General features: G+C 59.5%; 23 protein-coding genes. 11 read left to right on the plus strand and 12 right to left on the minus strand.

What is annotated here, in order from left to right:
• Nucleotides 1–185: 185 nt before the first annotated feature.
• From ACRRSD_RS00910 to ACRRSD_RS00925, 4 genes are all read left to right on the plus strand, one after another.
• Nucleotides 186–1,364, plus strand: a complete 1,179-nt coding sequence (locus ACRRSD_RS00910) for an MFS transporter (RefSeq protein WP_435036722.1) — start codon at nt 186–188, stop codon at nt 1,362–1,364.
• A gap of 157 nt (nt 1,365–1,521) precedes the next feature.
• The gene (locus ACRRSD_RS00915; RefSeq protein ID WP_435036723.1) at nt 1,522–2,208 is read left to right on the plus strand and encodes an HPP family protein; all 687 of its coding nucleotides are present in this window, start codon (nt 1,522–1,524) and stop codon (nt 2,206–2,208) included.
• A 250-nt stretch (nt 2,209–2,458) separates the two neighbouring features.
• Nucleotides 2,459–3,565: an enoyl-CoA hydratase/isomerase family protein gene (locus ACRRSD_RS00920; RefSeq protein WP_435036724.1), complete on the plus strand. Its 1,107-nt coding sequence runs from the start codon at nt 2,459–2,461 to the stop codon at nt 3,563–3,565.
• Between the two features lie 3 nt (nt 3,566–3,568).
• The gene (locus ACRRSD_RS00925; RefSeq protein ID WP_435036725.1) at nt 3,569–4,720 is read left to right on the plus strand and encodes an acyl-CoA dehydrogenase family protein; all 1,152 of its coding nucleotides are present in this window, start codon (nt 3,569–3,571) and stop codon (nt 4,718–4,720) included.
• Between the two features lie 354 nt (nt 4,721–5,074).
• Here ACRRSD_RS00925 and ACRRSD_RS00930 read toward each other — a convergent pair whose 3' ends face one another.
• From ACRRSD_RS00930 to ACRRSD_RS00955, 6 genes are all read right to left on the minus strand, one after another.
• Nucleotides 5,075–5,848 carry an enoyl-CoA hydratase gene (locus ACRRSD_RS00930; protein WP_401041941.1) on the minus strand — a complete coding sequence of 258 codons (774 nt, stop codon included), beginning with the start codon at nt 5,846–5,848 and terminating at the stop codon, nt 5,075–5,077.
• Nucleotides 5,849–5,863: 15 nt separating this feature from the next.
• Entirely contained in the window at nt 5,864–6,991 is a 1,128-nt protein-coding gene (locus ACRRSD_RS00935; protein WP_435036726.1) for an acyl-CoA dehydrogenase, read from the minus strand.
• Nucleotides 6,992–7,132: 141 nt separating this feature from the next.
• Nucleotides 7,133–8,326: an acetyl-CoA C-acyltransferase gene (locus tag ACRRSD_RS00940; RefSeq protein ID WP_435036727.1), complete on the minus strand. Its 1,194-nt coding sequence runs from the start codon at nt 8,324–8,326 to the stop codon at nt 7,133–7,135.
• Nucleotides 8,327–8,338: 12 nt separating this feature from the next.
• On the minus strand, nt 8,339–9,100 hold the full coding sequence (locus ACRRSD_RS00945; RefSeq protein WP_007918867.1) for an SDR family NAD(P)-dependent oxidoreductase: 762 nt from the start codon (nt 9,098–9,100) through the stop codon (nt 8,339–8,341).
• 16 nt (nt 9,101–9,116) lie between these two features.
• A complete protein-coding gene (locus ACRRSD_RS00950; protein WP_435036728.1) occupies nt 9,117–10,781 on the minus strand; it encodes an AMP-binding protein in 1,665 nt (554 codons plus the stop codon).
• Between the two features lie 226 nt (nt 10,782–11,007).
• The gene (locus ACRRSD_RS00955) at nt 11,008–12,024 is read right to left on the minus strand and encodes an AraC family transcriptional regulator (protein WP_435036729.1); all 1,017 of its coding nucleotides are present in this window, start codon (nt 12,022–12,024) and stop codon (nt 11,008–11,010) included.
• A 300-nt stretch (nt 12,025–12,324) separates the two neighbouring features.
• Here ACRRSD_RS00955 and efeU point away from each other — a divergent pair, with 300 nt between their 5' ends.
• The 4 genes from efeU to efeO (ACRRSD_RS00975) are packed head-to-tail and all read left to right on the plus strand — an operon-like array spanning nt 12,325 to nt 16,547.
• Nucleotides 12,325–13,170, plus strand: coding sequence for an iron uptake transporter permease EfeU (efeU, locus tag ACRRSD_RS00960; protein WP_435036730.1), 846 nt, complete (start codon nt 12,325–12,327; stop codon nt 13,168–13,170).
• Nucleotides 13,171–13,178: 8 nt separating this feature from the next.
• Nucleotides 13,179–14,378, plus strand: a complete 1,200-nt coding sequence (efeO, locus tag ACRRSD_RS00965; protein ID WP_435036731.1) for an iron uptake system protein EfeO — start codon at nt 13,179–13,181, stop codon at nt 14,376–14,378.
• Between the two features lie 18 nt (nt 14,379–14,396).
• Entirely contained in the window at nt 14,397–15,695 is a 1,299-nt protein-coding gene (gene efeB, locus ACRRSD_RS00970) for an iron uptake transporter deferrochelatase/peroxidase subunit (RefSeq protein ID WP_435036732.1), read from the plus strand.
• A gap of 27 nt (nt 15,696–15,722) precedes the next feature.
• Nucleotides 15,723–16,547, plus strand: a complete 825-nt coding sequence (gene efeO / locus ACRRSD_RS00975; RefSeq protein WP_435036733.1) for an iron uptake system protein EfeO — start codon at nt 15,723–15,725, stop codon at nt 16,545–16,547.
• A 167-nt stretch (nt 16,548–16,714) separates the two neighbouring features.
• On the opposite strand, the gene pssA is transcribed toward efeO (ACRRSD_RS00975), so the two are convergent.
• Nucleotides 16,715–18,058: a CDP-diacylglycerol--serine O-phosphatidyltransferase gene (gene pssA, locus ACRRSD_RS00980; RefSeq protein ID WP_435036734.1), complete on the minus strand. Its 1,344-nt coding sequence runs from the start codon at nt 18,056–18,058 to the stop codon at nt 16,715–16,717.
• A gap of 216 nt (nt 18,059–18,274) precedes the next feature.
• Here pssA and ACRRSD_RS00985 point away from each other — a divergent pair, with 216 nt between their 5' ends.
• On the plus strand, nt 18,275–18,838 hold the full coding sequence (locus ACRRSD_RS00985; protein ID WP_150792674.1) for a TetR/AcrR family transcriptional regulator: 564 nt from the start codon (nt 18,275–18,277) through the stop codon (nt 18,836–18,838).
• 55 nt (nt 18,839–18,893) lie between these two features.
• Nucleotides 18,894–19,373, plus strand: coding sequence for a DUF1348 family protein (locus ACRRSD_RS00990; RefSeq protein WP_038361256.1), 480 nt, complete (start codon nt 18,894–18,896; stop codon nt 19,371–19,373).
• A gap of 122 nt (nt 19,374–19,495) precedes the next feature.
• On the opposite strand, the gene sfnG is transcribed toward ACRRSD_RS00990, so the two are convergent.
• Nucleotides 19,496–20,578 (minus strand): dimethylsulfone monooxygenase SfnG, encoded by a 1,083-nt coding sequence (sfnG, locus tag ACRRSD_RS00995; RefSeq protein ID WP_435036735.1) that lies wholly within the window; start codon nt 20,576–20,578, stop codon nt 19,496–19,498.
• Between the two features lie 359 nt (nt 20,579–20,937).
• Between sfnG and ACRRSD_RS01000 the strand changes: the two genes are divergently transcribed.
• Nucleotides 20,938–21,717 carry a TSUP family transporter gene (locus ACRRSD_RS01000; RefSeq protein ID WP_007914752.1) on the plus strand — a complete coding sequence of 260 codons (780 nt, stop codon included), beginning with the start codon at nt 20,938–20,940 and terminating at the stop codon, nt 21,715–21,717.
• Here the strand turns inward: ACRRSD_RS01000 and nudC are convergent.
• From nudC to ACRRSD_RS01020, 4 genes are all read right to left on the minus strand, one after another.
• Nucleotides 21,685–22,515 carry an NAD(+) diphosphatase gene (nudC, locus tag ACRRSD_RS01005; protein ID WP_108224693.1) on the minus strand — a complete coding sequence of 277 codons (831 nt, stop codon included), beginning with the start codon at nt 22,513–22,515 and terminating at the stop codon, nt 21,685–21,687. The two genes, ACRRSD_RS01000 and nudC, sit on opposite strands and share 33 nt — an antisense overlap.
• Nucleotides 22,516–22,521: 6 nt before the next feature.
• Nucleotides 22,522–23,334, minus strand: coding sequence for a crotonase/enoyl-CoA hydratase family protein (locus ACRRSD_RS01010; RefSeq protein WP_435036736.1), 813 nt, complete (start codon nt 23,332–23,334; stop codon nt 22,522–22,524).
• A gap of 219 nt (nt 23,335–23,553) precedes the next feature.
• The gene (locus ACRRSD_RS01015; RefSeq protein ID WP_123449992.1) at nt 23,554–24,477 is read right to left on the minus strand and encodes a magnesium transporter CorA family protein; all 924 of its coding nucleotides are present in this window, start codon (nt 24,475–24,477) and stop codon (nt 23,554–23,556) included.
• Between the two features lie 7 nt (nt 24,478–24,484).
• Nucleotides 24,485–26,059, minus strand: coding sequence for a RimK family protein (locus tag ACRRSD_RS01020; RefSeq protein WP_435036737.1), 1,575 nt, complete (start codon nt 26,057–26,059; stop codon nt 24,485–24,487).
• Nucleotides 26,060–26,077 lie beyond the last annotated feature (18 nt).

Below are 26,077 nucleotides of genomic sequence, written 5' to 3' on the forward strand. Positions count from 1 at the left end.
CCTGTGGGAGCGAGCTTGCTCGCGAATGCGGTGGGTCTGTGGCATTGATGGCGACTGACAAACTGCTTTCGCGAGCAAGCTCGCTCCCACATAGGTTGTGGGTGTGGCCGCTTGACCCATGAGGCATGCGCAGGGAGGATGACCCACGCCCGCCAGGCATTCTCAAATAAGGACATTGACCCTTCGTGGCCACCTACTCGCGCCTCATCCGCCGGTTGATGATCAGCTCGCTGACCGTCGTTATCAGCCGCGCCCTGATCAGCCCGCTGCTGACCCTGTTCCTCAGCAACAAGCTCGGCCTCAACCCGCAAGACGTCGGTCTGCTGTTGGGCATCGCGGTGTTCAGCGCCACGCTGTTGTCGTTGTACGGCGGCTACATCATCGATCGGCTGGACAAGCGCCAGTTGCTGATCCTGACCATGCTCTCCAGCGGCATCGGTCTGATCCTGCTGACCTTCGCGCAGAATCTGTATCTGGTCACGCTGGTGCTGATCATCAGCGAAACGGCGTCGGCACTGTTCCTGATCTGCTCCAAAGCCATCCTCAGTGAAAACCTGACGGTGGGCCAACGCGTCAAGGCGTTTTCCCTCAACTACACGCTGACCAACATCGGTTACGCCGTCGGCCCGATGATCGGTGTGGTGATCGCCGGCGTTCAGCCGTCAGCGCCGTTTATCGTCGCGGGAGCGATTGCGCTCGGCAGCATTTTTCTGCTGCTCGGAGCCGCCCGCGAAGCGAATCCGGTTTCAGTCGTGGCTCAGCCACAAAGCTTTCTGAAGACTCTGATCATCCTGAAAAACGATCGCACGATGATCCTGTTTACTTTGGGTTGCCTGCTCAGCACGCTGGTACACGGGCGTTTCACCCTGTACCTGTCGCAATACCTGCTGGTCACCCACACCCAACAACAGACGCTGGACACCATGGCCGCCCTGCTCGCCTGCAACGCGATCACGGTGATTGTGTTGCAGTATCAAGTCGGCCGATTACTCACCCGTGAGCACCTGCGCCACTGGATTGCAGGCGGCACCGCGTTGTTCATCGTCGGTCTGATCGGCTTCAGTCTTGCCGACAGCCTGGTTGGCTGGTGCGTGGCGATGTTCATCTTCACCTTGGGCGAGATGATCATCTATCCGGCAGACTTCCTGTTTGTCGACACTCTGGCTCCCGAAGAATTGCGCGGCAGCTATTACGGCGCGCAGAACCTGGCGGCCCTGGGCGGTGCGGCGAGTCCGGTGATGTGCGGGTTTCTGCTGATGCACACGCCGGCGCCGAGCATGTTCTATGCCTTGAGCGCACTGGCGGCTGTGGGCGGTTATTTGTGCTTCGTCAGCGGCCGTCGAGCCGCTTCAACTCAAAAATAATGCACTAAAGCTGCATTAATATGAATTTGTCAGCATCGAGATTGATCGGCACACTGTGCGCGTTCCTCCCCCAATGTTGGAACGCTTCGAGGGCTTTCCGGATATGCCGGACAAGTCCTTTTTTTTGCCTCGAATTTGCTGCAAGGATCGGATTCACATGCTCGCTCGCTGGTTGCCCGCCGCTATCAATACCCGCCCCACTGAATGGAGCCGTGCCGCCATCGGCATGGCGCTGGGCACATATTTCACCGTGTGGTTGTGCGCGCAGGTGTTCGGCCATGACGTCGCCTATCACTTGATCGGGCCATTGGGTGCCTCGGCGGTGTTGCTGTTCGCCGTGTCTTCCGGCGCCCTCGCCCAGCCGTGGTCGATTCTCGGTGGTTATTTGTGTGCCGGTGTCGTCGCACTGCTGGTGGCCCACGTACTCGGGCGGACGCTCGGCAGCGCGTGTCTGGCGGCAGGCATGGCGCTGATTCTGATGTGCTGGCTGCGTTGTCTGCATCCGCCGGCCGGAGCGTTGGCACTGACGCTGGTGCTGGCCGATCCGGCGACCATCGCCATGGACTGGAAAGCCATGGAGCCGGTGATGCTCGGCGCGGCGTGCATGCTGCTCAGTGCCTTGGCCTACAACAACCTGACGCGCATTCGTTATCCAAAACGACCGGCTGAACCGGCGCCGATCGTTGCGCCCGTCGACAGTCAGGCCATCACCGCCGCAGACCTCAAACTCGCGTTGGCCGACATGGAAGCCTTCATCGACATCACTCCCGAGGATCTCGAACAACTGATCCACGCCAGCGAACTGCACGCCAAGCGCCGCAGCATTACCCAAACCTTCCGCTGACTCCGTGTAGGAGCTGCCGCAGGCTGCGATCTTTTGATTTTGTTGTTTGAGGGCAAGATCAAAAGATCGTCCGATCGCGGCCCGAGCCTTCGGCAGTTCCTACATGAGCGCGTACATTTTCGACCAAGGTAAAAACGCAAACTCCCCCTGCGAATATCCCCGTTGTACACGGCAAATTTGCACTGTTACGATCCGGTAACGCTCGCGCGCGAGTTTCTCGAATAAAGACAATAAAAGCAGGGAGTTACTGATGACAGCTCAGGCTTCATCCCCGCGGACACCGTCCATGGATGCCACGCAAAACGAAGTGCTGGCCGAGGTTCGCAATCATATCGGTCACCTGATCCTCAATCGCCCCGCCGGTCTCAACGCCATTACCCTCGACATGGTGCGCCTGCTGCAACAGCAGCTAGACGCCTGGGCAACTGACACCAATGTTCACGCCGTGGTCCTGCGCGGTGCCGGTGAAAAGGCCTTCTGCGCCGGTGGCGACATTCGCTCGCTGTACGACAGTTTCAAAAGCGGCGACACGCTGCACGAAGATTTCTTTGTCGAGGAATACGCCCTCGACCTGACGATTCATCACTACCGCAAACCGGTGCTCGCATTGATGGACGGTTTTGTCCTCGGCGGCGGCATGGGTCTGGTGCAAGGCGCCGATCTGCGCGTGGTCACCGAGAAGAGCCGTCTGGCGATGCCGGAAGTGGCCATCGGGTATTTCCCGGATGTCGGTGGCAGTTATTTCCTGCCGCGCATTCCCGGTGAGCTGGGGATTTATCTGGGCGTCAGTGGCGTGCAGATTCGTGCCGCCGATGCGCTGTATTGCGGCCTCGCCGACTGGTACCTGGACAGCAGCAAACTGGCGCTGCTCGACGAAAAACTCGATCAGATGGAATGGCAGGACACACCGCTCAAGGCTCTGCAAAACCTGCTGGCCAAGCACGCCGTGCAAACCTTGCCCGATGCGCCGCTTGAGGCTTTGCGCCCGGCCATCGATCACTTTTTTGCGCTACCGGATGTGCCGAGCATGGTCGAGCAACTGCGCGCGGTGACGGTGGCCGACAGCCACGAATGGGCGACCACTACCGCTGACCTGCTGGCAACCCGCTCGCCGCTGGCCATGGCGGTGACGCTGGAAATGCTCCGTCGTGGCCGGCATCTTAGTCTGGAGCACTGCTTCGCCCTTGAGCTGCATCTGGATCGCCAGTGGTTCGCCCGCGGCGACCTGATCGAAGGCGTACGCGCCCTGCTGATCGATAAAGACAAGACACCTCGCTGGAACCCGCCGACCCTCGCTGCGCTGGATGCTGCGCATGTCGCGAGTTTCTTCCACGGTTTTCCTGAGAGCGGGAGCTGAGCCATGCACGATCTCGAACTGACTGAAGAACAAGTGATGATCCGCGACATGGCCCGGGACTTTGCCCGTGGCGAAATCGCGCCCCACGCGCAAGCCTGGGAAAAGGCTGGCTGGATCGACGACGCCCTCGTGGCGAAGATGGGTGAATTAGGTCTGCTGGGCATGGTAGTGCCTGAGGAATGGGGCGGCACTTACGTCGATTACGTCGCCTACGCCTTGGCCGTGGAAGAGATTTCCGCCGGTGACGGCGCGACAGGCGCGTTCATGAGCATCCACAACTCGGTCGGCTGCGGCCCGGTGCTCAACTACGGCAGCGAAGCACAGAAACAGACCTGGCTGGCGGATCTGGCCAGCGGGCAAACCATCGGCTGTTTCTGCCTGACCGAACCGCAGGCTGGTTCCGAAGCGCACAACCTGCGCACCCGCGCCGAACTGCGTGACGGCCAATGGGTGATCAACGGCGCCAAGCAATTTGTCAGCAACGGTAAACGGGCGAAGTTGGCGATCGTGTTTGCGGTGACGGATCCGGACCTGGGCAAGAAAGGCATTTCGGCGTTCCTGGTGCCGACCGATACCGCCGGTTTTATCGTTGATCGTACTGAGCACAAAATGGGTATCCGCGCCTCCGACACCTGCGCGGTGACGCTGAACAACTGCAGCATTCCCGAGGCCAATCTGTTGGGAGAGCGCGGCAAAGGTCTGGCGATCGCCTTGTCCAACCTTGAGGGCGGACGCATTGGCATCGCCGCTCAGGCTCTGGGTATTGCCCGTGCGGCGTTTGAAGCGGCGCTGGTGTATTCGCGTGATCGTATGCAGTTCGGCAAACCGATCAACGAACACCAAAGCATTGCCAACCTGTTGGCCGATATGCACATGCAGATCAACGCGGCGCGGCTGATGATCCTGCATGCGGCGCGTCTGCGCACGGCGGGTAAGCCGTGCTTGTCAGAGGCCTCGCAGGCCAAGCTGTTTGCCTCGGAAATGGCCGAGAAGGTTTGCTCGTCGGCAATTCAGATTCATGGCGGGTATGGGTATCTGGAGGATTATCCGGTCGAGAAGTACTACCGCGATGCGCGGATTACCCAGATCTATGAAGGCTCGAGCGAGATTCAGCGGATGGTGATTGCGCGGGAGTTGAAGAACTATCAGTTGTAATGGTGTGGCCCCTTTCCCTCACCCCAGCCCTCTCCCAGTGGGAGAGGGAGCCGACCGAGGTGTCTGGCGTCATACATCGACCTGAAAGACCGGGTCGATTATGGATTCGCTAAAGCAGAATCAGGTCGGCGTACTTTTCAAGCATCCCCCAATCAGTCCCCTCTCCCTCCGGGCGGTCCGACGTTTCGGGAGGGTTAGGGTGAGGGGCCTTTGATTTTGATGTACATCAAATCTTAAAAGCTTCGCGAGCAGGCTCGCTCCCACAGGGATCTCAAGTGAACACAGAGGTTGTGCTCGCCGAAAACCTCATGTGGGAGCGAGCCTGCTCGCGAAGGCGTCAGTTAGGCCAGCGCGTTACTTGCCCTTGAACTCAGCCTCACGCTTGGCAATAAACGCCGCCATCCCCTCTTTCTGATCCTGCGTGGCAAACGCCGCATGGAACACCCGGCGCTCGAAGCGCACGCCTTCCGTCAGGTTCACCTCAAAAGCACGATTCACGCTTTCCTTGATCATCATCGCAATCGGCAGCGACTTGCTGGCAATCACCGCCGCCACTTTCAACGCTTCATCCAACAACTCATCACTCGGCACGATCCGCGCGACAATCCCGCAACGCTCGGCTTCCACTGCATCAATCAAGCGCCCACTCAGGCACATTTCCATGGCTTTCGCCTTGCCCACCGCGCGCGTCAGGCGCTGGGTGCCGCCCATGCCCGGCAACACGCCGAGGTTGATTTCCGGTTGACCGAATTTTGCGTTGTCACCGGCCAGAATGAAGTCGCACATCAGCGCCAGTTCACAGCCGCCGCCCAAGGCAAAACCGTTGACCGCTGCAATGATCGGCTTACGCCGATTGGCCACGCGGTCACTGTCGCTGAACAGATCGTCCATGTAGATCTGCGGGTAGGTGAGCTCGGCCATTTCCTTGATGTCGGCACCGGCGGCAAAGGCCTTTTTCGAACCGGTGAGGACGATGCAACCGATATTCGCATCCGCTTCCAGTGCATCAAGGGCCTGGTTCACTTCGCTGACCAGTTGTGCGTTCAGAGCATTCAACGCCTGCGGACGGTTGAGGGTAATCAAGCCGACGCGGCCGTGGGTTTCCAGCAGGATGGTTTGGTAAGTCATGGATAAAATTCCTTGTCAAAGATTGCGCGAAATGACCATACGCTGAATATCGCTGGTGCCTTCGTAGATCTGGCAGACCCGCACGTCGCGGTAGATGCGCTCCAGAGGGAAGTCGTTGAGGTAACCGTAACCACCGAGGGTTTGCAACGCCATCGAACAGACCTTCTCGGCCATTTCCGAGGCGAACAGTTTGGCCATCGACGCCTCGACCAGTGCCGGTTGACCGCTGTCACGCAGGGCCGCCGCGTAATGCACCATCTGCCGGGCGACGGCGATCTGTGTGGCCATGTCGGCCAAGCGGAAAGCCACGGCTTGATGCTCGATGATCGGCTTGCCGAAGGTGTCACGTTCACGGGCATAATCGCGCGCCGCTTCAAATGCGGCGCGGGCCATGCCCACCGATTGCGAAGCGATGCCAACGCGGCCACCTTCAAGGTTGGCCAGGGCGATCTTGTAGCCCTCACCCTCTTCGCCCAAGCGGTTGGCCACCGGTACTTTGACGTCTTCGAAGAGAATCTGACAGGTGTCGGAAGCGTGTTGCCCCAGTTTGTCTTCGACACGAGCGACTTTATAACCCGGTGAATCGGTCGGCACGATAAACGCGCTGATGCCGCGCTTGCCGGCATTCGGATCGGTCACTGCAAACACAATCACGATTCCGGCGTTTTGCCCCGAGGTGATGAACTGTTTGCAGCCGTTCAGCACGTAATGATCGCCGTCCAGCCGTGCCCGGGTTTTCAGGCTGCTGGCGTCGGAACCGGCCTGCGGTTCGGTCAATGCAAACGCGCCAAGCATCTCGCCGCTGGCCAGCGGTTTGAGAAAGCGTTCGCGCTGATCATCGTTGCCGAACTTGAGGATCGGCACGCAGCCGACCGAGTTGTGCACGCTCATGATCGTCGAGCAGGCGCCGTCGCCGGCGGCGATTTCTTCCAGGGCCATGGCGTACGCCAGGTAACCGGTGTCACAACCGCCCCACTGCTCCGGCACGAGCATGCCGAAGAAGCCCAGCTCAGCCATCTGGCCGATGGCTTCCTTGGGAAAGCGGTGCTCGCGATCCCACTCGGCGGCGAACGGTTTCAGGCGTTCCTCGGCGAACTGCCGGGCCATGTCGCGGATCTGGGTTTGGTCTTCGTTGGGAATCATGGTGAATCCTTAAATCCGGGTTACCACACAAAACCCCTGTGGGAGCGAGCCTGCTCGCGAATGCGGTGTGCCAGCAAAGCAAGTATTGACTGATACACCGTCTTCGCGAGCAGGCTCGCTCCCACATGGGCTATATAGCGATCAATAGACGCATTCCACAGCCATGGCCGTCGCTTCGCCGCCGCCGATGCAGATCGCTGCAATACCGCGCTTCTGCTTTCTCTGGCGCAACGCCGACAACAACGTCACCAGAATCCGCGCACCCGACGCGCCGATCGGATGGCCCAGCGCGCAGGCACCGCCATGCACATTCAGCTTGTCATGGGGGATTTCCAGATGGGTCATCGCCGCCATGCCAACCACGGCAAACGCCTCGTTGACCTCAAACAGATCGACATCACCCAGCGACCAACCGGTTTTCTTGATCAGCTTCTTGATCGCGCCAATCGGCGCCACCGGAAACAGACCCGGAGTGTCGGCGAACGCGGCGTGGCCATGGATCACCGCCAGCGGTTTCAGCCCGAGTTTCTGTGCCTGCGACTGACGCATCAGCACCAGCGCCGCTGCACCGTCAGAGATCGAACTGGAGTTCGCCGCCGTCACCGTGCCGCCTTCGCGGAACGCCGGTTTCAGCGAAGCAATCTTGTCCAGTTTGGCTTTCGGTGGTTGTTCGTCGTTGCTGATCAGCACCTGCTCTTTGCCGACGGTCACGGTCAGCGGGACGATTTCGGCCTTAAAGCTGCCGTCCTTGATCGCCTGCTGCGCACGGGTAGTCGAGGCGATGGCAAAAGCGTCCTGCGCCTCACGGCTAAAGCTATTGGTCTCGGCGCAATCCTCGGCGAAAGTGCCCATCAGGCGACCCTTGTCGTAGGCGTCTTCGAGGCCGTCGAGGAACATCGAATCGAGCACGCGGCCATGGCCCATGCGGTAACCGGCGCGGGCACGATCCAGCAGATACGGCGAGTTGGACATGCTTTCCATGCCACCGGCAATCACCACGTCGGCACTGCCCGCCAACAGCATGTCGTGGGCGAGAATGGTGGTTTCCATGCCCGAGCCGCACATCTTGTTGACGGTGGTGCAACGGGTCGATTTATCCAGCCCGGCACCCAGTGCCGCCTGACGCGCAGGCGCCTGACCGAGGCCCGCAGGCAGTACACAACCGAACAACACTTCATCGACTGCATCGCTGGCGACACCGGCGCGTTCAACCGCAGCCTTGATTGCAGCGGCACCGAGTTGCGGCGCGGTGAGGCTTTTCAGTTCGCCCTGAAAGCCGCCCATTGGCGTGCGCACGGCGCTGACGATAACAATCGGATCGTTGGAAATAGTCATGACAAATCCTCCTTACTTGGCGGCCATGCGCAAGGCGCCGTCGAGACGGATCACCTCGCCGTTGAGCATGCTGTTTTCGATGATATGCCGAACCAGCGCGGCGTACTCGGCAGGCTTGCCCAGACGTGGCGGGAACGGTACGCCGGCGGCCAGCGAATCGCGGACTTCCGGGGTCATGCCGGCCATCATCGGCGTTTCAAAAATGCCCGGGGCGATGGTCATTACGCGAATGCCGAAGCGCGCCAGTTCACGGGCGGCCGGCAGGGTCAGGCTGGCGATCGCGCCTTTGGAGGCCGAGTACGCCGCTTGGCCAATCTGACCGTCGAACGCCGCGACCGAGGCGGTATTGATGATCACGCCGCGCTCGCCATCGGCGTTGGCTTCGGATTCAGCGATGGCCGCAGCGGCCAGACGCAGCATGTTGAAGCTGCCGATCAGGTTGACGTTGATCACTTGGGCAAAACTGCTCAGCGCGTGCGGGCCGTTCTTGCCGAGGATCTTCTCGCCACGGACGATACCGGCGCAGTTGACCAGACCGTTGAGGCTGCCAAAGGCTTTCACGGTCGCCTGCACAGCGGCTTCAGCGGCGGCTTCGTTGCTGATGTCGGCGACCACGCTTTGCGCGCCCAGACGCTGCGCCTGAGCAGCCACGGCTTCGGCGTTCATGTCCACCAGCATCACTTTCGCGCCGGCACTCACCAGCAATTCAGCGGTGGCGGCACCCAAACCGGATGCGCCGCCGGTAACGATAAAAACCTTGTTTTCGATCTGCATGACTGTACGTCCTGATTCAAGCTGAAACGTTATGCGCCGCAGCCTCTTGAGCTTTGGCGATTTCCTGGTTGCGCAAGATAAAGCGCTGCAATTTGCCACTCGGGGTCTTGGGCAATTCGCTGACAAATTCGATTTCACGCGGGTACGAATGCGCCGCCAGACGTTTGCGCACGTGTTGGCGCAATTCTTCGGCCAACTCAGGCGCGGCGCGGTATTGCGCACTCAGCACCACAAAGGCTTTGACCAGCTCGGTGCGCTCCGGATCCGGTTTGCCGACCACCGCCGCTTCGACCACCGCCGGATGCTCAATCAATGCACTTTCAACATCGAACGGGCCGACGCGGTAGCCGGAGGTGGTGATCACATCGTCACTGCGGCCGACGAAGCTGATGCTGCCGTCCGGGTTCCATTCCACGGTGTCGCCGCTCAGGTAGTAATCGCCGACGAACGCCTTGGTCGGCGCGCCTTCGTAACCGCCGAACCAGCACATCGGCGATTGCGGTCGGTCGATGGCGAGGATGCCCGGCTGGCCGACGCCAAGTTCGTTGTATTGGTCGTCGAGCACGACGATGCGGTGGCCCGGCGAGGCGAAACCGGCGGCACCGACGTGTACCGGATGGTCGAGGCCGTGGTGGTTGCACAGCACCATGCCCAGTTCGGTCTGGCCGTAATGGTCGTGGATGACCACGTCGAGGTTGTCGGCGAACCAGCGGATCACTTCCGGGTTCAGCGGCTCACCGGCGCTGCTGACGATGCGCAGCTTGCCTTTGATCGACCTGGCAAATTCGTCGCCACCGGCGATCAACAGGCGATAAGCGGTTGGGGAACCGGTGAGGTTAGTGATGCCGTACTTGTTGATCACCCGGCAGGTGCTTTCGAGGGTGAACGGGCCATCGTAAAAAGTGATCGGATGGCCCATCGACAACGGCCCGGTGACGCCGAAATAGATGCCGTAGGCCCAGCCCGGATCGGCGACGTTCCAGAACGCATCTTCCGGGCGCAGATCGACGGCATCGCGGGTGTAACTCTGGAACGCGACGATGGCTTTGATTGGTACCGACAGCGCTTTCGACGGGCCGGTGGTGCCGGACGTGAACATCAACAGAAACGGCTCTTCGCCGGTCAGCATGACCGGTTCGCAGACGTTGGCATAGTTGGCCAGTTCGGCCCAGAAGCTGAAATCACCTCGGACAATGCCCTGGCCTTTGGCGCCGCCGACGGTAACGAGCGTCGGGCAATCGGCGACTTCAGCGAGTTTCGGCCGGTTTACGGCGTCGGTGACCACGACTTTGGCGCCGGAGCTGTTCAGGCGATGTTCGAGGGCCTTGGGGCCGAAGGCGGTGAACAGCGGTTGATACACCGCGCCGATGCGCCACGTGGCGAACACGGTGATGAGCAATTCAATGTTACGCGGCAGCAGCCCCGCGACCTTGTCGCCCTTCTGCACGCCTTGGGCGAGGAGGAAATTGGCGAAGCGCGCGGCTTTGTCCTGCAGATCGCTAAAGGTGTACGTCGCACTGGCGCCATCGCGGCCTTCCCAGAACAGCGCAATGCGCCCCGGCAAGGCATGGCGGTCGCAGCATTCGACGCAGGCGTTGAGCGCCGCAAGCGTACCGCTGAGCGCGGCATCCACGGTGTGCTGGTAGTTGAACTGTGCGGTGGCAGACAAGTAATCGCGCATTGCCTGAATCCCTCTGTTTTTTATTAGGCTGGGAACCGTAAACAACAGGGAGATAGTCGCGCTGTGGGGCGGCGGCGGCAATGGTCAAAGCCATCAATGTGGCTGACTGGTTTGGCCATGCCTTTAGAGGTGTGTTGCCTGGGCGGAAGCTTTCGCGAGCAGGCTCGCTCCCACAGTTTGAAATGCATTCCCCTGTGGGAGCGAGCCTGCTCGCGAAGAGGCCGGGTCAGACAACCTCATTCAGGATCAGCTGGCGATAGTGGCCCGGATTCGACCCCGACCACTTGCGAAACGCCTTGTAGAACGAACTGGCATCGGCAAATCCCAAGCGACTGGCAATCTCGACAAAACTGATCGACGGCTCAGCCAGCCAGGCAATCGCCAGTTCCTTGCGCACGCTGTCCTTGAGACCCTGATAGGTCTGCCCTTCCTCGGCCAGACGCCGACGCAGCGTCGAAGCGGACATACACAGTTGCTGGGCCAGCGCCTCGGTTTCCGGCCATTGCTCAGCTGGCAGTTGCCGCAAATCCTGTTTGATCCGACTGGCGAGGCTTTCCGGGTCGCGGTACTTGACCAGGATGTTGGCCGGGGCGTGGGCGAGAAACCGTTGCAGTTCTTCGGCGCTGCGCTTGATCGGCAGATCGAGGCAATCGGCCGAGAAGATCATTCGCGTACGAGGCCGGTCGAAGCGCAGGTTTTGCGAAAACATTACCCGGTAGTCATCGGTGAAATTCGGCTCGGGGCAGCGCAGTTCAATCGCCAGAATCGGAATCCGCCGCCCGGCCAGCCAGCAGGCCACACCGTGGACGATCATCCAATAAGTGAAATAGGTGAAGGCGCGGCGCGGTTCGGGGTCATCCTCCAGCAGGACGATTTCCGCCAGACTTTGCTGGTGCACCAGTTGCGCCGGCAAGCGTTCGAGCATCAGTGACAGAAAGCTCAAACCTGTGCTCAACCCCGCTGCCAGCGTCGGTTGCGCCATCGCGCTGCGACACAAGAATTCAAGGCTGCCGGACCTGAGCTTGCGCGGGTCCATGCCGAAAAACTCGTCATCCCCGCGCCGGGCCAACAGCCGCCAGAGTCTGGCGTATTGCGACGCCGGCACCCGGCCGTGCTCGGTTTGCAGCAGCAGCGGATCAATCCCGACCTTGCTCAAGACTTCTGCCGTGGCCACGCCCGGGGCACAACTTTGCAGCAGCGCTTCACGCACCAGTTGAACGGCGATGGTGTCTTTTTCCGACATGGAGCGCGGTGAACCTTGTTGTTTTTAATTGACTGGCATCTTACCCCAAACCCGACTCCGATCCCTTGTGGGAGCGACGGTGCGACGATTCGACTTGCTCGCGAAAGCGTTGGTTCAGTCACAGAGATGTCGACCGGTCAGCCCCCTTCGCGAGCAAGCTCGCTCCCACAGGGTTCTGTGTTGGGGCAAAAATTCAGGCTGTTCAGCAACTGTTCAGGTTTATGTCAATCAATGTCATGTGAGAATGACTTTCATTATGTTACAACTTGTAACCTCTAGAAATGACCTCTTGGATGCCGAATGCTCGTTCCCTTTCTGATCATGCTGCGCGAAGGCATTGAAGCCGCGCTGATCGTTGGCATTATCGCCAGTTACCTTCAGCAAACCGGCCGTGGCCAGTGGATGCCCGCCGTGTGGATCGGCGTGTTCCTCGCCGCCGCCCTCGCCCTGCTGGTCGGCGGTGGCCTGGAACTGGTCAGTGCCGAATTCCCGCAAAAGCAGCAGGAGCTGTTCGAAGGCATTGTCGGCCTGGTCGCCGTGGCCATTCTCAGTTCGATGGTGTTCTGGATGCGCAAGGTTGCGCGCTCGATCAAGCATTCGCTGCAAGCCTCGCTGGATGAGGCGCTCACGTCCTCGAAACACCAGGTGATCGCACTGATCGCCATGGTGTTTTTCGCGGTTGCCCGTGAGGGCCTGGAAACGGTTTTCTTCCTGCTCGCGGTGTTCCAGCAAAGCGAAGGCCCGGGCGCGCCGATCGGTGCCCTGCTCGGGCTGATTCTGGCGATCATCGTCGGCTTCCTGATCTATAGCGGCAGCATGCGCCTTAATCTTTCGGCGTTCTTCAAGTGGACAGGCCTGTTCATTCTGGTGGTCGCCGCCGGGATTCTTGCCAACTCGGTGCAAGCCCTGCACGAAGCCGGGCTGTGGAATCACCTGCAAACCGTGCTCTTCGACTTCAGCGCGACGCTGCCGATGGATGGCCCGTTGGGCTCGGTGCTGGCCGGCATGTTCGGTTATCAGGATGCGCCGACCGTCAGCACCCTCGGGGCTTATCTGATCTATCTGCTGGTGGCGCTGGTGATGTTCTTTTACCCGGCTCCCCCGGCCAAGCCCTCCACGCAATCGTCTTCCGTTTCCAGCCAATAAGGGCATTCATGTCAAAGCCTAATACTTCTCAGGCCTCCCCTCCCCGCGCCTTGCGTTGGGCGGTGGCCGGTTCGGTGGTGGTGATGATCGCCGCCGGCGGTCTGTTTTGTTACGCCTCGAAAATGGCTGCGGCCAAGCGTCAGCACAATCACGATGAGGTGGTGGTGAACATTCATCCGGGCAGTTGCGAGCCAAACGCGCTGACGGTTCCGGCCGGCCGCGCCAGTTTCCGCATCGTTAACCGCTCCGACCGTGCAGTGGAATGGGAAATTCTCGACGGCGTGCTGGTCGTCGAGGAGCGGGAAAACATTGCGCCCGGCCTGAGCCAAGTGATTAACGCCAACCTGCAACCCGGCGACTACGCGATCACTTGCGGATTGCTGAGCAACCCGCGCGGCACCTTGCATGTGACGGCGACTGCCGCGTCTGACGCAGCGGCCAAAGCCAAACCGTCGATGGTTGCCTTCGTCGGACCGCTGTCGGAATTCCGCGTGTATCTGGCCAGTCAGGGCAGCGCGCTGATCAAAGCCGTGACCGCGCTTGATCAGGCGATCGAAAGCGGCGATTTGGCTCAGGCGCAGGCGCTGTACCTGCCGGCCCGCACGGCTTATCAACGTCTGGCCCCGGCCGCGCAGCGCCTCGCCGAACTGGACAACAGCATCAATGCCCGCGCCGATTACTTCGAAAAACGCGAGCAGGATCCTGCCTTCATCGGTTTCCACCGCCTCGAATACGCGCTGTTCCAGCAACGCACTCTGGACCAACTGGCGCCCGTGGCCCAACGCCTGCTCAGCGATGTCACCACGCTCAAACAGCAATTGCTCGCGCAGTCGCTGCCGCCGGAGCAACTGGTCAACGTCATCGTGCGCAACCTCAACACCTTGGCTGACGTGCGCGCCGCCAGCGGTGAAGAGGAACGCTACAGCCACAGCGACCTCAACGGTTTCGCCGCCAACGTGCAAACCGCGCGCAAAGTCGTCGATCTGCTGCGGCCAATGCTGAGCAAATCTGCCGCCGACCTGTTGCCGAAAATCGACAAGGCACTGGCGGATTTCGCCAGCGAACTCGACAGCTACAAGATCAAGGACGGCTACGCCAGCTACGACACCGTCAGCGGCGCTCAACGCAAGCAGATCGCCGACAAGGCTCAGGCTCTGGCCGACGCACTGGATGGCATCGATCCCGCCCTCGGCCTCTCCGGCCTGTAAGCAGAAGACCCATACCCGATGAAAGATTCAGAAAACCTCAACCTGCAACGTCGCCGTGTCCTGATGGGCATGGGCGCCGCCGGTGTTGCCCTTGCCGGGTCCGCCCTGAGCTGCCCGGCCATGGCTGCCGCGCCGGCACAAGTCACCGAAGCACCGAGAAGCGACAAGACCGAAGACCGCCACGATTTCCACGGCATACACCAGACCGGCATCGTCACCCCACGCCCAGCGTCGGGCATGCTGGTGTCGTTCGACGTATTGGCCAGTGATCGCGAAAACCTGGAGCGGCTGTTCCGCACGCTCAACGAGCGCATTGCCTTCCTGATGACGGGCGGCCCCGTCGCGCAGATCGATCCCAAACTACCGCCGCCGGATTCCGGCATCCTCGGCCCGAACGTCACGCCGGACAACCTGACCATCACTGTGTCCGTCGGTGAATCGCTGTTTGACGAGCGCTTCGGTCTGGCCGACGCCAAACCCAGACGCCTGCAACGTATGGTTGGTTTTCCTAATGACGCGCTGGACGCCGATTGCTGCCACGGCGACCTGAGTTTGCAGTTCTGTTCGAACACCGCCGACACCAACATCCACGCCCTGCGCGACATCGTCAAAAACCTGCCCGACCTGCTGCTGGTGCGCTGGAAACAGGAAGGCAGTGTGCCGCCGCAAGCTCCAGCGAAACCCGGCGTGCCAGCACAATCGGCGCGCAATTTTCTCGGCTTCCGCGATGGCTCGGCCAACCCCGATTCCAACGACAGCAAAGCCATGGATCGCCTGGTGTGGGTGCAACCGGGCAGTGACGAACCCGCTTGGGCTGCTCACGGCAGCTATCAAGCGGTGCGAATCATCCGCAACTTTGTCGAGCGCTGGGACCGCACGCCGCTGCAGGAACAGGAAAGCATCATCGGCAGGGTCAAAACCACCGGCGCACCAATGGGCGCGCAGCATGAAAGCGAAGTTCCGGATTACAGCAAAGATCCGGCCGGCAAGCTGACCAAGCTCGACGCGCACATTCGCCTGGCTAATCCGCGTACGGCTGAAAGCCAGGCCAACCTGATCCTGCGCCGGCCGTTCAACTATTCGAATGGCGTGAACAAGAACGGCCAGCTCGACATGGGTCTGTTGTTCATCTGCTATCAGGCCGATCTGGAAAAAGGCTTCATCACCGTGCAGACCCGCCTCAACGGCGAGCCGCTGGAGGAATACCTCAAACCGGTCGGCGGCGGCTACTTCTTCACCCTGCCGGGTGTCACCGGCGACAAGGACTTCATCGGTCGCTCGTTGCTCAACGCCACACAACCGAAAACTGCTGCCTGAAACAACATCCCAACTGGAGCCGCCCCCATGAAAAAGACGCCACTCGCGCTATTGCTGACCCTTGGTTTGCTCAACACCCCGCTGTCGGCATTCGCCGCGACGGCACCGCTGGATCTGGTCGGGCCGGTGTCGGACTACAAGATTTACGTCACCGAAAAACTCGATGAACTGGGCAGCCACACCCAGCTATTCACCGACGCGGTGAAGAAAGGCGATCTGGCCACCGCGCAAAAACTCTACGCACCGACCCGCGTTTACTACGAGTCGATCGAGCCGATTGCCGAGCTGTTCAGTGACCTCGATGCGTCCATCGACTCCCGCGTCGACGACCACGAGAAAGGCGTGAAGGCCGATGACTTCACCGGTTTCCACCGCATCGAATACACGCTGTTCTCGGAGAAAAGCACCCAAGGCCTGAACGCGCTGGCAGACAAGCTCAACAGCGACGTCAAAGACCTGCAAACCCGCGTCGCCGGCCTGACCTTCCCGCCGGAAAAAGTCGTCGGTGGTGCTGCTGCGCTGTTGGAAGAAGTCGCCGCGACCAAGATCTCCGGCGAAGAAGACCGCTACAGTCACACCGACCTGTATGACTTCCAGGGCAACATCGACGGCGCGAAGAAAATCGTTGATCTGTTCCGTCCGCAGATCGAGAAGCAGGACAAGGCGTTTGTAGCGAAGGTCGACAAGAACTTTGCCACGGTCGACAAGATTCTGGCCAAGTACAAGACCAAGGACGGGGGTTTCGAGACTTATGACAAGGTGAAGGATAACGACCGCAAGGCGCTGGTCGGGCCGGTGAATACGCTGGCGGAAGACCTGTCCACGTTGCGTGGCAAGTTGGGTCTGAACTAAGTTTATTTAGCGTCTAAGCGGGCCCCTTCGCGAGCAGGCTCGCTCCCACATTTTGAACTGCTTTTCCCTGTGGGAGGGAGCTTGCTCCCACATCTGGAATGCATTCCAACTGTGGGAGCGAGCCTGCTCGCGAAGGCATTTTCAGCCGCAAAAAATAATCTGAAGGTTTACAAAATCCGGTAGAGCAACCGCTCAATCCGCACCCGACTCACGCGTTTGAGAAACTTGGCCACCCCTGCCGGATACTCCGGCAACGTCTCCAGATTCTGAAAGCTGTCGATCCGCGTGGTATGGCGGAAAATCTCTTCCAGCTCCTTCGCCCGTGGCTCCAGCCATTCGCCTTTCGGATCATCGATCAACAACGCATTTTCCAGGTCCAGGCGGAACGCCCGTGGATTGAGGTTGTTGCCGGTGAGCAGCGTATAGCGCTGATCGACCCACATGCCCTTGAGGTGATAAGTGTTGTCGCCATCACGCCACAGGTGCAGGTTTAACTGACCGCTGTCGATGTTGCGCTGATGGCGCTTGGCGAAGCGCCGCAGGCTGATCTCGTACAGATACGGTAGCGCCGCGATCACCTTGAACGGCTCGCTCGGCGGGATATAAAAGTCGTTGGCGGTCTTGTCGCCAACGACGATGTCGATCTTCACCCCACGGGCCAACGCGCGATTGATCTCGCGGATCACGCCCAGCGGCAGGTTGAAGTACGGCGTGCAAATGGTCAGCTGCTTTTGCGCGCTGGCGATCAGTTCGAGGATCGCCCGGTTCAACGGGTTGTTCTTGCCGACGCCGAGCAACGGACTAACTGATAGACCGTCTCTAGCGGTGCTGCCGGTGGCGGTGTCGTAGGTCGCATATTTCAGACGACTGCGCAGATCACCGATGTCGTTGCGCAGGCTGCGGGTGGTCGGCAGGTTCGGCAAATCGAGGCGATGCACGGCTTTCGATTCGATCAGGCCGTGCTTGACCAGATGATGCATCGAATCAGCCAGTTCATGGCTTTGCAGCACGTGATAACGGTCGAAACGGTACTTGTCGAACTTGTGCAGGTAAACGTTGTTCAGGCTCGCACCGCTGTAGACCACGCAGTCGTCGATCACAAAGCCTTTCAAGTGCAGGACGCCGAACAGTTCACGGGTCTGTACAGGCACGCCGTACACCGGCACTTCGCTCCGGTGCGTGCGGGTCATTTCCTGGTACCACGCCGAGTTGCCCGGCTGCTTGCCGGCGCCGATCAGCCCGCGCTGGGCGCGCAACCAATCGACGACCACGGCGATTTCCAGCTCGGGACGCTTGAGCTTGGCGGCGTGCAGCGCATCGAGAATTTCCTGACCGGCTTCGTCTTGCTGCAGATACAGCGCAACGATGTAGATGCGCTGGGTCGCGGCAGCGATTTTCTCCAGCAGGCAACGGCGGAACTCGGCGGCGCCGGACAGAATGGTCACGGCCTCGGCGGTCAGCGGGAAGCTGCGCAATTTGGGCAGCAAGGAGCGTTTGAAAAGCAACGGCATAGGGCTCGCAATGGGTCGAATCCGAAGAACCCGAGAGCTTACACCATCGCATCCTTCGGGTCTTGTCAGTGTCTGTAATGCCCCTTTCGCGAGCAAGCTCGCTCCCACATTTGAAATGCATTCCCCTGTGGGAGCGAGCTTGCTCGCGAAAGCGATTTCACCAGCAATAAAAATACTTGCTTGACCAAGGAGAACATTCGTTCTACTGTTCTAGCCATGAACGAAATCACTAGCAACGACACACGCGACATCATTCTGGATGTCACCGAAAAGTTGATCTACAAAAGTGGCATCGCTGCCACTAGCATGGATCTTCTGGTGAAAACCGCCGGCGTCTCCAGAAAAAGCATCTACCGTTACTTTGCCGACAAGGACGCCCTGACCGTCGCCGCCCTGCAACGCCGTGACGTACGCTGGATGCACTGGTACAGAAGCGCTGTCGATCAGGCCGAAACCCCGGCCGATCGCCTGCTCAACCTGTTTACCGTGCTCAAGAGCTGGTTTGCCTCCGAAGGCTTTCGCGGCTGCGCGTTCATCAACACCAGCGGCGAAACTGGCGACCCACAGGACCCGGTGCGGCTGGTAGCGAAAGAACACAAACAGAAGCTGCTCGACTACGTGTGCGAGCTGTGTACCGAACATGGTGCCGAGGATCCGCAACTGCTGGCCAGACAGCTGCTGATCCTGATTGACGGTGCCATTACCGTAGCGCTTGTGATGGGTGATCACAGTGCCGCCGATAATGCGCAATGCATGGCGCGAAAGTTATTGGACCTGTAACGCCTTAATAAGCCGGACTTGTTGTTCAATTATTAATTAGATCGGGAGACTGAACATGTCTACTGCAGCCCAGGTACGTCCGCCATTACCACCCTTCAACCGTGAATCGGCGATCGAGAAAGTTCGTCTGGCCGAGGACGGCTGGAACTCACGCGATCCGGAGCGGGTATCGCTGGCTTACACCCTCGACACCAAGTGGCGTAACCGCGCCGAATTCGCCAACAACCGTGAAGAGGCCAAAGCGTTTTTGACCCGTAAATGGGCGAAAGAGCTGGATTATCGTTTGATCAAGGAGCTGTGGGCTTACTCGGATACCCGCATTGCCGTGCGTTACGCCTATGAATGGCACGATGATTCGGGTAACTGGTTCCGTTCTTACGGCAACGAAAACTGGGAGTTCGATGAGCAAGGCCTGATGTTCCAGCGCTACGCGTGCATCAACGACATGCCGATCAAGGAAAGCGAACGCAAGTTCCACTGGCCACTGGGCCGGCGTCCGGATGATCATCCTAGCCTGTCTGACCTCGGTCTCTGATTTCACAGTGAGTTCAATTGTGGGAGCGAGCCTGCTCGCGAAGGCGTCGTATCAGTCAATGCAGTTGTTGCTGACACAACGCTTTCGCGAGCAGGCTCGCTCCCACATTGGCTCCTCAGAGTTCAGGCAACAGCGGCAGTCTTTTCGGCCTCCAGCTCGCGCACCAGCGGCAACACCCGCCGGCCGAAATATTCGACCTCTTCCTGAAAGTGCAGAAACCCCGCCAGCACCAGATCCACACCCACCGCTTTCAACGCCACGATCCGCTCGGCAATCTGCAACGGCGTCCCAATCAGATTGGTTTTGAAACCATCGTTGTACTGCACCAGATCCTCAAACGTCGATTTCGCCCAGTTGCCCTCACCTTCCGGCGACGCTCTGCCCGCCTGCTTCGCCGCATCACCAAAGGCATTCACCGCTTCCGGATCAGCCTGATCGATGATCTGCGCAAGTACCGCCCGCGCCTCTTCTTCGGTATCACGGGCGATGACAAAGGCATTCACACCAACCTTCACCGAATGATTGTTCGCCGCTGCTTTGGTACGAATGTCGTCAACCTGCGCCTTGATCCCCTCGACGCTGTTGCCATTGGTGAAATACCAGTCCGAGACCCGCGCGGCCATGTCTCGCGCCGCACGGGAACTGCCGCCCTGGAAAATCTCCGGACGGCCGAGTGGTTTCGGTTTCAGGCTGTAATTGTCAAAGCGGTAGAAGTCGCCGCGAAAGGTGAAGTTGTCCTGACTCCACACGCCGCGCAGTGAGCGGATGAACTCTTCGGAACGACGATAACGCTCGTCATGCTCCAGCCAATGCTCGCCGATGGCCTGGAACTCTCCTTTGAACCAGCCACTGACGATGTTCACCGCGATGCGGCCGTTGGTGAGTTGATCGATCGTCGCCAGTTGTTTGGCCGCCAGCGCTGGTTGCCAAGGACCGGGCAGGATCGCCGCGATCACTTTGAGTTTGCTGGTGGCCGCGAGTAGCGCGTGGCTGAACGCAACCGACTCGTGCTGGAACTCGGCACCGTAACCGGCGGTGAAGCGGATCTGCGTCAGCGCGTATTCGAACCCGGCCGCTTCGGCGATCTGCGCCAGTTTGCGGTTGTAGTCGATGCCCCAGTCGGTGCGCTGCTCGATCTTGCTGACCACCAGCCCACCACTGACGTTCGGCACCCAGTAGGCAAATTTCACGGCTTGCTGACTCATTGGCGTGTCCTCGGGACATTTGCGGAGATGGGAGAGGTAGAGCAGCAAGCGTGCCAGGCCTGGAATACCTGGTTTTATTGATGTTTGGCGTGGAGTAGATGTTTTGTAGAGGGGGAATTTGTTGGCTGGATGTTGAGTGGGCAACAGTAGATTTTGCAGTGGCTGGAAAGCCGCCTTCGCGAGCAAGCTCGCTCCCACAGGGGATTTGTAGTGAATATTGATTTTGTGAACACCCCAAAAAACTGTGGGAGCGAGCTTGCTCGCGAAGGCGTCAGACGGGTCGCCGCAACACTTGGAAATGAGTAACATGACCGCCCTCCCCGCAGCCAAATCTGCGCCCTGCCGAATAAGCCGATTCCATGCCTTTCGAACTCAGCGTTGACCTCACCACCCTCGCCATCCTGGCCCTTGTCGCTTTCATTGCCGGCTTCATCGATGCCATCGCCGGCGGTGGCGGTCTGTTGACCACGCCTGCCTTGCTGACGGCTGGGCTGCCGCCGCATCTGGTGCTAGGCACCAACAAACTGAGTTCGACGTTCGGCTCGGCCACCGCCAGTTTCACCTTCTACAAACGCAAGCTGTTTCATCCACGACAGTGGACACACGCCATCGTCGGCACACTGGTCGGCGCACTGACCGGCGCCGTCGTCGCCCATTACCTGCCGGCGGAATGGCTGAACAAGATGCTCCCGGTGATCGTGTTCGCTTGCGGCTTGTATCTGTTGTTCGGCGGTACGCCAAAAGCGCCACTGGACAGCGACGCACCGATCAAGAAGAAATGGCAATCGACCCAAGGCTTCAGCCTCGGTTTCTATGACGGTGTGGCCGGTCCCGGCACTGGCGCATTCTGGACAGTAAGCAGCTTGCTGCTCTATCCGATCGACCTGGTCAAGGCCAGCGGCGTGGCGCGCAGCATGAACTTCGTCAGCAACATTGCGGCGCTGTCGGTGTTTGTGTTTTCCGGGCAGGTGGACTGGATCATCGGCCTTAGCATGGGCCTGTCGGTGATGGTCGGCGCGTTCTTTGGCGCACGCACCGCGATCAGCGGCGGCGCCAAGTTCATTCGCCCGGTGTTCATCACCGTGGTGCTGGGTTTGACCGTGCGCCTAGCCTGGCAGCACTGGTTCAGCGTGGCCTAAGCGCCGCGCCACATAGACGTCGATCAGGTAACGGGCAATCGACTTGGACGCCGGCAGCGGCGGCAGGTCGTGCACGTTGAACCACTGGGCGTCTTCGATCTCGTCTTCCTGACAGACAATCTCGCCACCGGCGTATTCGGCATGGAAGCCGAGCATCATCGAATGCGGGAACGGCCAGCACTGGCTGCCCAGATACTGAATGTTCTTCACCTCGATCTGCACTTCCTCGCGCACTTCACGAATCAGGCAATCCTCGGCCGACTCGCCCGGCTCGGCGAACCCGGCCAGCGTGCTGTAAACCCCGGTGACGAAACGCGGTGAACGCGCCAGCAGAATCTCGTCACCACGGGTGATCAGCACGATCATGCTCGGCGAAATCCGCGGATAACTGCGCAGATCGCACGGCTGGCAGTACATCGCCCGCTCGCGCGGCACTTGGGTCATCGCCTGACCGCAATTGCCGCAAAAACGGTGCTCGCGCGCCCAAGTGCCAATCTGTGCGGCATACCCAAGCACTTTGTAGATGGTGTGATCGCCATCGAGCATGAACGCCCGCAGGCCTTTCCAGTTACAACCCGGCACTTCGCTGGCACTGCGCAGTTCCAGCAAGTACACCGGCTCGCCATCGAGATGGCCGATGCCGTGTTCGGCGAGAACTGACAAGTCCTGACGCTTGAGCCATTCCCGTGGGAACAGCGCGCCGTTGTCGTCGAACAAAAAGCCTTCCGGGCTGCGCGCCACGGCCCAGCCGCCGGGTTGATCGGTGTCCAGTACTGCAGTGGTCCAGCGAGATGTCATGGTTTCTCAGTCCAGAAATTCGGGTTTCTGTTTGCTCATATGGGCGGCCATGGCCACGCGCAAGTCGGTGGATTGCAGCATGGCGGCGTTCCAGGTGGCAACGTATTCGAGACCGTCGTCGATGCGATGGTCGCGCATGTAGCTGATCATTTCCTTGGTGCCGGTGATCGCGATCGGCGATTTCGAAGCGATCTCGCGAGCGATGTCCAACACGCCTTCAAGCAGCGCGTTTTTGTCGTTGTAGACGCGATTGACCAGGCCGATGCTGCGCGCTTCTTCGGCGCCGAAGGTGCGACCGGTGTAAGCCAGTTCACGCAGCATGCCGTCACCGATGATCCGTGGCAACCGTTGCAAAGTGCCAACATCGGCAGCCATGCCGATATCGATTTCCTTGATCGAGAATTGTGCGTCTTCGGCGGCGTAACGCATGTCGCACGCGGCGATCAGATCGATTGCGCCACCGAGACAATATCCCTGAATCGCTGCCAGCACCGGTTTGCGGCAGTTGTCGACGGCGTTGAATGAGGCTTGCAGAGTGAGGATCTTGCGTCGCAGCAGGCGCGCGTTGCGGCCAACGTCCTTGCCCAGTTCATTGGCGACGCCGGCGAGCATCATCAGGTCGATGCCGGAGGAGAAATGTTTACCGTTGCCGCTGAGCACCACCACGCGCACTTCGTCGGTGTCGTCGATCCACTGGAAGATCTCGACGACCTCGCTCCAGAACGCCGCGTTCATCGAGTTGATCTTTTCCGGGCGATTGATCTGCACATGGGCGATGTTGTCGGCCAGTTCGACGCTGAAAGCGGAGTATTGAGTCATGGCAGTGATCCTTTACCGGGCTGAAAATGAGGCCCGAACTATAACAAGGCATCACAGTGGCGGTTCGGCCAAATGCGGGACTGTCCTGAGTTTTACTTTGCCTGTACTGACCCCTTCGCGAGCAGGTCGAATCGTCGCACCGTCGCTCCCACATTTGAAATGCATTTTCCCCTGTGGGAGCGAGCCTGCTCGCGAAAGCGTCCGATCAGTCACTACAAATCATCTGGCCAAACGCCGCAACCCAAACAACATCCCCCCCGCCCCCAACAACATCACCGCCAGAAACACCGGATAGGAAATCCACCACGGCGTCCCCGCCGTCATCATGCTGAACTCCGACATCCCGCCAATGCTCGCAATCAGGTTCAACGGCAGAAACACCACGTTGATCAAGGTCAGCTTGCGCAGCAGGTTGTTCATGCTGTTGTTCATCAGATTGCCGCGCGCATCGATCAGCCCGGAAAACACCGTGGAGTAGATTTCCGCCTGCTTGTAGCACTGGTTGTTTTCGATGATCAGGTCGTCGATCAGGCCGAGCGCTTCACTGCCGAAATGCTGCTTCTCGGCATGATTGCGCAGGCGCGTCAGGACCGCGCCGTTGCTGTGCAGCGCGTTAATGTAATAGATCAGGCTTTCGCTGAGGTTGAACATCTGCACCAAGTGCTGGTTCTGCATCGAGGCGTTGAATTTCTGCTGCAACTCTCGGGCGACCAGTTTGATCACCTTCAAGTGCCCGAGGTAGTGATGGATGTTGTTGAACAGCAGATCGAGCAATACATCCAGCGGCGTGTTCAACGGCTGGCGGGTGCCGAGGCCGTGGAGCGGCGTGTCATCAGTGGCGATTACCAGCAGTTGTCCGGGCGCAAACAGCAATCCGCAGGACGACACTTCAAATGCCAGGCTGCCGCCCCCGGAGTAGTTTTCCGGGCGTTTCCAGATCAGAAACAAATGGTCGGGATGAAACTCGATGCGCGAAACCTCATCCGGATCCAGCGCTGACGCCAATGCATGCTCGTCGACTTTGAAATGACTGTGCAGCAAATCGCGCTCGGCGGCATCGGGGTTGCTGAACAGCATCACCTCGGCGTCCAGTCGCTCGACCCGCTGCAGGGCGCCGTGGCTCAGTGCGAAGCTGTTGATCATCGGCGCCTCACCACGCCTGGCCGCGACGCTTGAGTTCCAGGCGGCGCACGAACTCTTCCAGCACCAGTGAGTACAGATCGTCGTGCAACCAGGCGTCTTCAATACCGGCGTCGAGGTTGGGGTTGTCGTTGACTTCGATCACCACCACTTTGTCGCCGGCCTGCTTCAGATCGACGCCGTAGAGGCCATCGCCGATCAGGTTGGCGGTCTTCACCGCCAGTTCCACCACCGCCCGCGGTGCCTCGTGGATCGCCATCGTTCGGCATTCGCCGTTGACGTCCTGACCTTTGGCCTTGTGGTTATAGATCTGCCAGTGGCCCTTGGACATGAAGTACTGGCAGGCGAAGATCGGTTTGCGGTTGAGTACGCCGATGCGCCAGTCGTATTCGGTGTAGAAAAACTCCTGAGCGAGCAGCAACACCGAGTGTTCGAACAGTTCGGCGGTGGCTTCGAGCAGGGCCTGCTGGCTTTCGACCTTGATCACCCCACGCGAGAAACAGCCGTCGGGAATCTTCAGCACCAGCGGAAAGCCAAGCCGCTCGCCCACGCGTTCGAAGTCTTCGGGTCGCTCCTTGTAGAGAATCTCGGTGGCGGGCATGCCCAGTTGATGGCTGTTGAGCAGATCGGTCAGATAGACCTTATTGGTACAGCGCAGAATCGACGTCGGGTCATCCATCACCACCAGGCCTTCGCTCTCAGCCTTCTTGGCGAATCGGTAAGTGTGATTGTCGACGCTGGTGGTTTCGCGGATCAGCAAGCCGTCGTACTCGGCCAGGCGGGCGTAATCCTTGCGCTCAATCAGTTCGACATCGATGCCCATGCCTTTGCCGACCCGGACGAAATTCGCCAGTGCCTTGGCATTGGATGGCGGCAAAGCTTCTTGTGGATCGTGCAGTATCGCCAGGTCGTAGCGTGCCACTTGCGGCGAGCGCGGCACACGCCAGACTTTACGACTGAAACCATCCAGCGCATTGGCAAACTGATCTTCCTGATCATCGCGCAACCTGTGCAAGGCGCCGGACTTTATACCTTCAATGTGCCAGCCGTTAGTTCGGCGAAACTCAACTAACAGAATCGGACAGGGAAATACTTCAAACAATTGTCGGGCCAGATCCTGCAACGGCTCAATATGTGTTCGACCGAAATACAGGGTCAGGATAAAACCTTCGGTATCGCTGTAGAGATGATGACTGAGGGCTTTCTCGAGGGTTTTATCGAGGTCATCCAGCGACAGGCCGTAGAGTGATTTCTTCGTCAGTTCGCTGATGGTGCGCACCGACGGAATCACCTTGTGCCCCCGTGCTTCAGCCAGCAGCGAACAGTAGTAACCGTGGCCCAGATACTTGTAGCTGCGGCACAGATTGATCACCTGTACGCGTTTGCCCGGTTCTTTGTCACGGCTGCGTTCGAGATATTCCTGCGCCGTCAGGATGTCCTCACTGGGGAAATAGGAAGCCCAGTCTTCCTTGCGCTCAACAATAATCAACACTTGGCTGGATGCCTTAATCGCCGAACTTAAATAAGTTGCCGCCGGCAAACTTTGCTCGGATACTTCGCGCCAATGACCCTGTACCGCTGACATAGAGATTGATCCGTTGGA

This window comes from Pseudomonas neuropathica (assembly GCF_051174785.1).
GTDB classification, from domain to species: domain Bacteria; phylum Pseudomonadota; class Gammaproteobacteria; order Pseudomonadales; family Pseudomonadaceae; genus Aquipseudomonas; species Aquipseudomonas neuropathica_A.

Excerpts from the sequence above, each read along its gene's own strand:
- efeO (WP_435036731.1), top strand. The coding sequence starts at position 13,179 with ATGTCAAAGCCTAATACTTCTCAGGCCTCCCCTCCCCGCGCCTTGCGT.
- ACRRSD_RS01000 (WP_007914752.1), top strand. The coding sequence starts at position 20,938 with ATGCCTTTCGAACTCAGCGTTGACCTCACCACCCTCGCCATCCTGGCC.
- ACRRSD_RS00945 (WP_007918867.1), bottom strand. The coding sequence starts at position 9,100 with ATGCAGATCGAAAACAAGGTTTTTATCGTTACCGGCGGCGCATCCGGT.
- ACRRSD_RS00930 (WP_401041941.1), bottom strand. The coding sequence starts at position 5,848 with ATGACTTACCAAACCATCCTGCTGGAAACCCACGGCCGCGTCGGCTTG.
- ACRRSD_RS00935 (WP_435036726.1), bottom strand. The coding sequence starts at position 6,991 with ATGATTCCCAACGAAGACCAAACCCAGATCCGCGACATGGCCCGGCAG.
- ACRRSD_RS01020 (WP_435036737.1), bottom strand. The coding sequence starts at position 26,059 with ATGTCAGCGGTACAGGGTCATTGGCGCGAAGTATCCGAGCAAAGTTTG.
- ACRRSD_RS01015 (WP_123449992.1), bottom strand. The coding sequence starts at position 24,477 with ATGATCAACAGCTTCGCACTGAGCCACGGCGCCCTGCAGCGGGTCGAG.
- pssA (WP_435036734.1), bottom strand. The coding sequence starts at position 18,058 with ATGCCGTTGCTTTTCAAACGCTCCTTGCTGCCCAAATTGCGCAGCTTC.
- ACRRSD_RS00920 (WP_435036724.1), top strand. The coding sequence starts at position 2,459 with ATGACAGCTCAGGCTTCATCCCCGCGGACACCGTCCATGGATGCCACG.
- efeB (WP_435036732.1), top strand. The coding sequence starts at position 14,397 with ATGAAAGATTCAGAAAACCTCAACCTGCAACGTCGCCGTGTCCTGATG.
- ACRRSD_RS00990 (WP_038361256.1), top strand. The coding sequence starts at position 18,894 with ATGTCTACTGCAGCCCAGGTACGTCCGCCATTACCACCCTTCAACCGT.
- ACRRSD_RS00985 (WP_150792674.1), top strand. The coding sequence starts at position 18,275 with ATGAACGAAATCACTAGCAACGACACACGCGACATCATTCTGGATGTC.
- ACRRSD_RS00925 (WP_435036725.1), top strand. The coding sequence starts at position 3,569 with ATGCACGATCTCGAACTGACTGAAGAACAAGTGATGATCCGCGACATG.
- efeO (WP_435036733.1), top strand. The coding sequence starts at position 15,723 with ATGAAAAAGACGCCACTCGCGCTATTGCTGACCCTTGGTTTGCTCAAC.
- ACRRSD_RS01010 (WP_435036736.1), bottom strand. The coding sequence starts at position 23,334 with ATGACTCAATACTCCGCTTTCAGCGTCGAACTGGCCGACAACATCGCC.
- ACRRSD_RS00955 (WP_435036729.1), bottom strand. The coding sequence starts at position 12,024 with ATGTCGGAAAAAGACACCATCGCCGTTCAACTGGTGCGTGAAGCGCTG.
- sfnG (WP_435036735.1), bottom strand. The coding sequence starts at position 20,578 with ATGAGTCAGCAAGCCGTGAAATTTGCCTACTGGGTGCCGAACGTCAGT.
- ACRRSD_RS00915 (WP_435036723.1), top strand. The coding sequence starts at position 1,522 with ATGCTCGCTCGCTGGTTGCCCGCCGCTATCAATACCCGCCCCACTGAA.
- ACRRSD_RS00950 (WP_435036728.1), bottom strand. The coding sequence starts at position 10,781 with ATGCGCGATTACTTGTCTGCCACCGCACAGTTCAACTACCAGCACACC.
- nudC (WP_108224693.1), bottom strand. The coding sequence starts at position 22,515 with ATGACATCTCGCTGGACCACTGCAGTACTGGACACCGATCAACCCGGC.
- efeU (WP_435036730.1), top strand. The coding sequence starts at position 12,325 with ATGCTCGTTCCCTTTCTGATCATGCTGCGCGAAGGCATTGAAGCCGCG.
- ACRRSD_RS00940 (WP_435036727.1), bottom strand. The coding sequence starts at position 8,326 with ATGACTATTTCCAACGATCCGATTGTTATCGTCAGCGCCGTGCGCACG.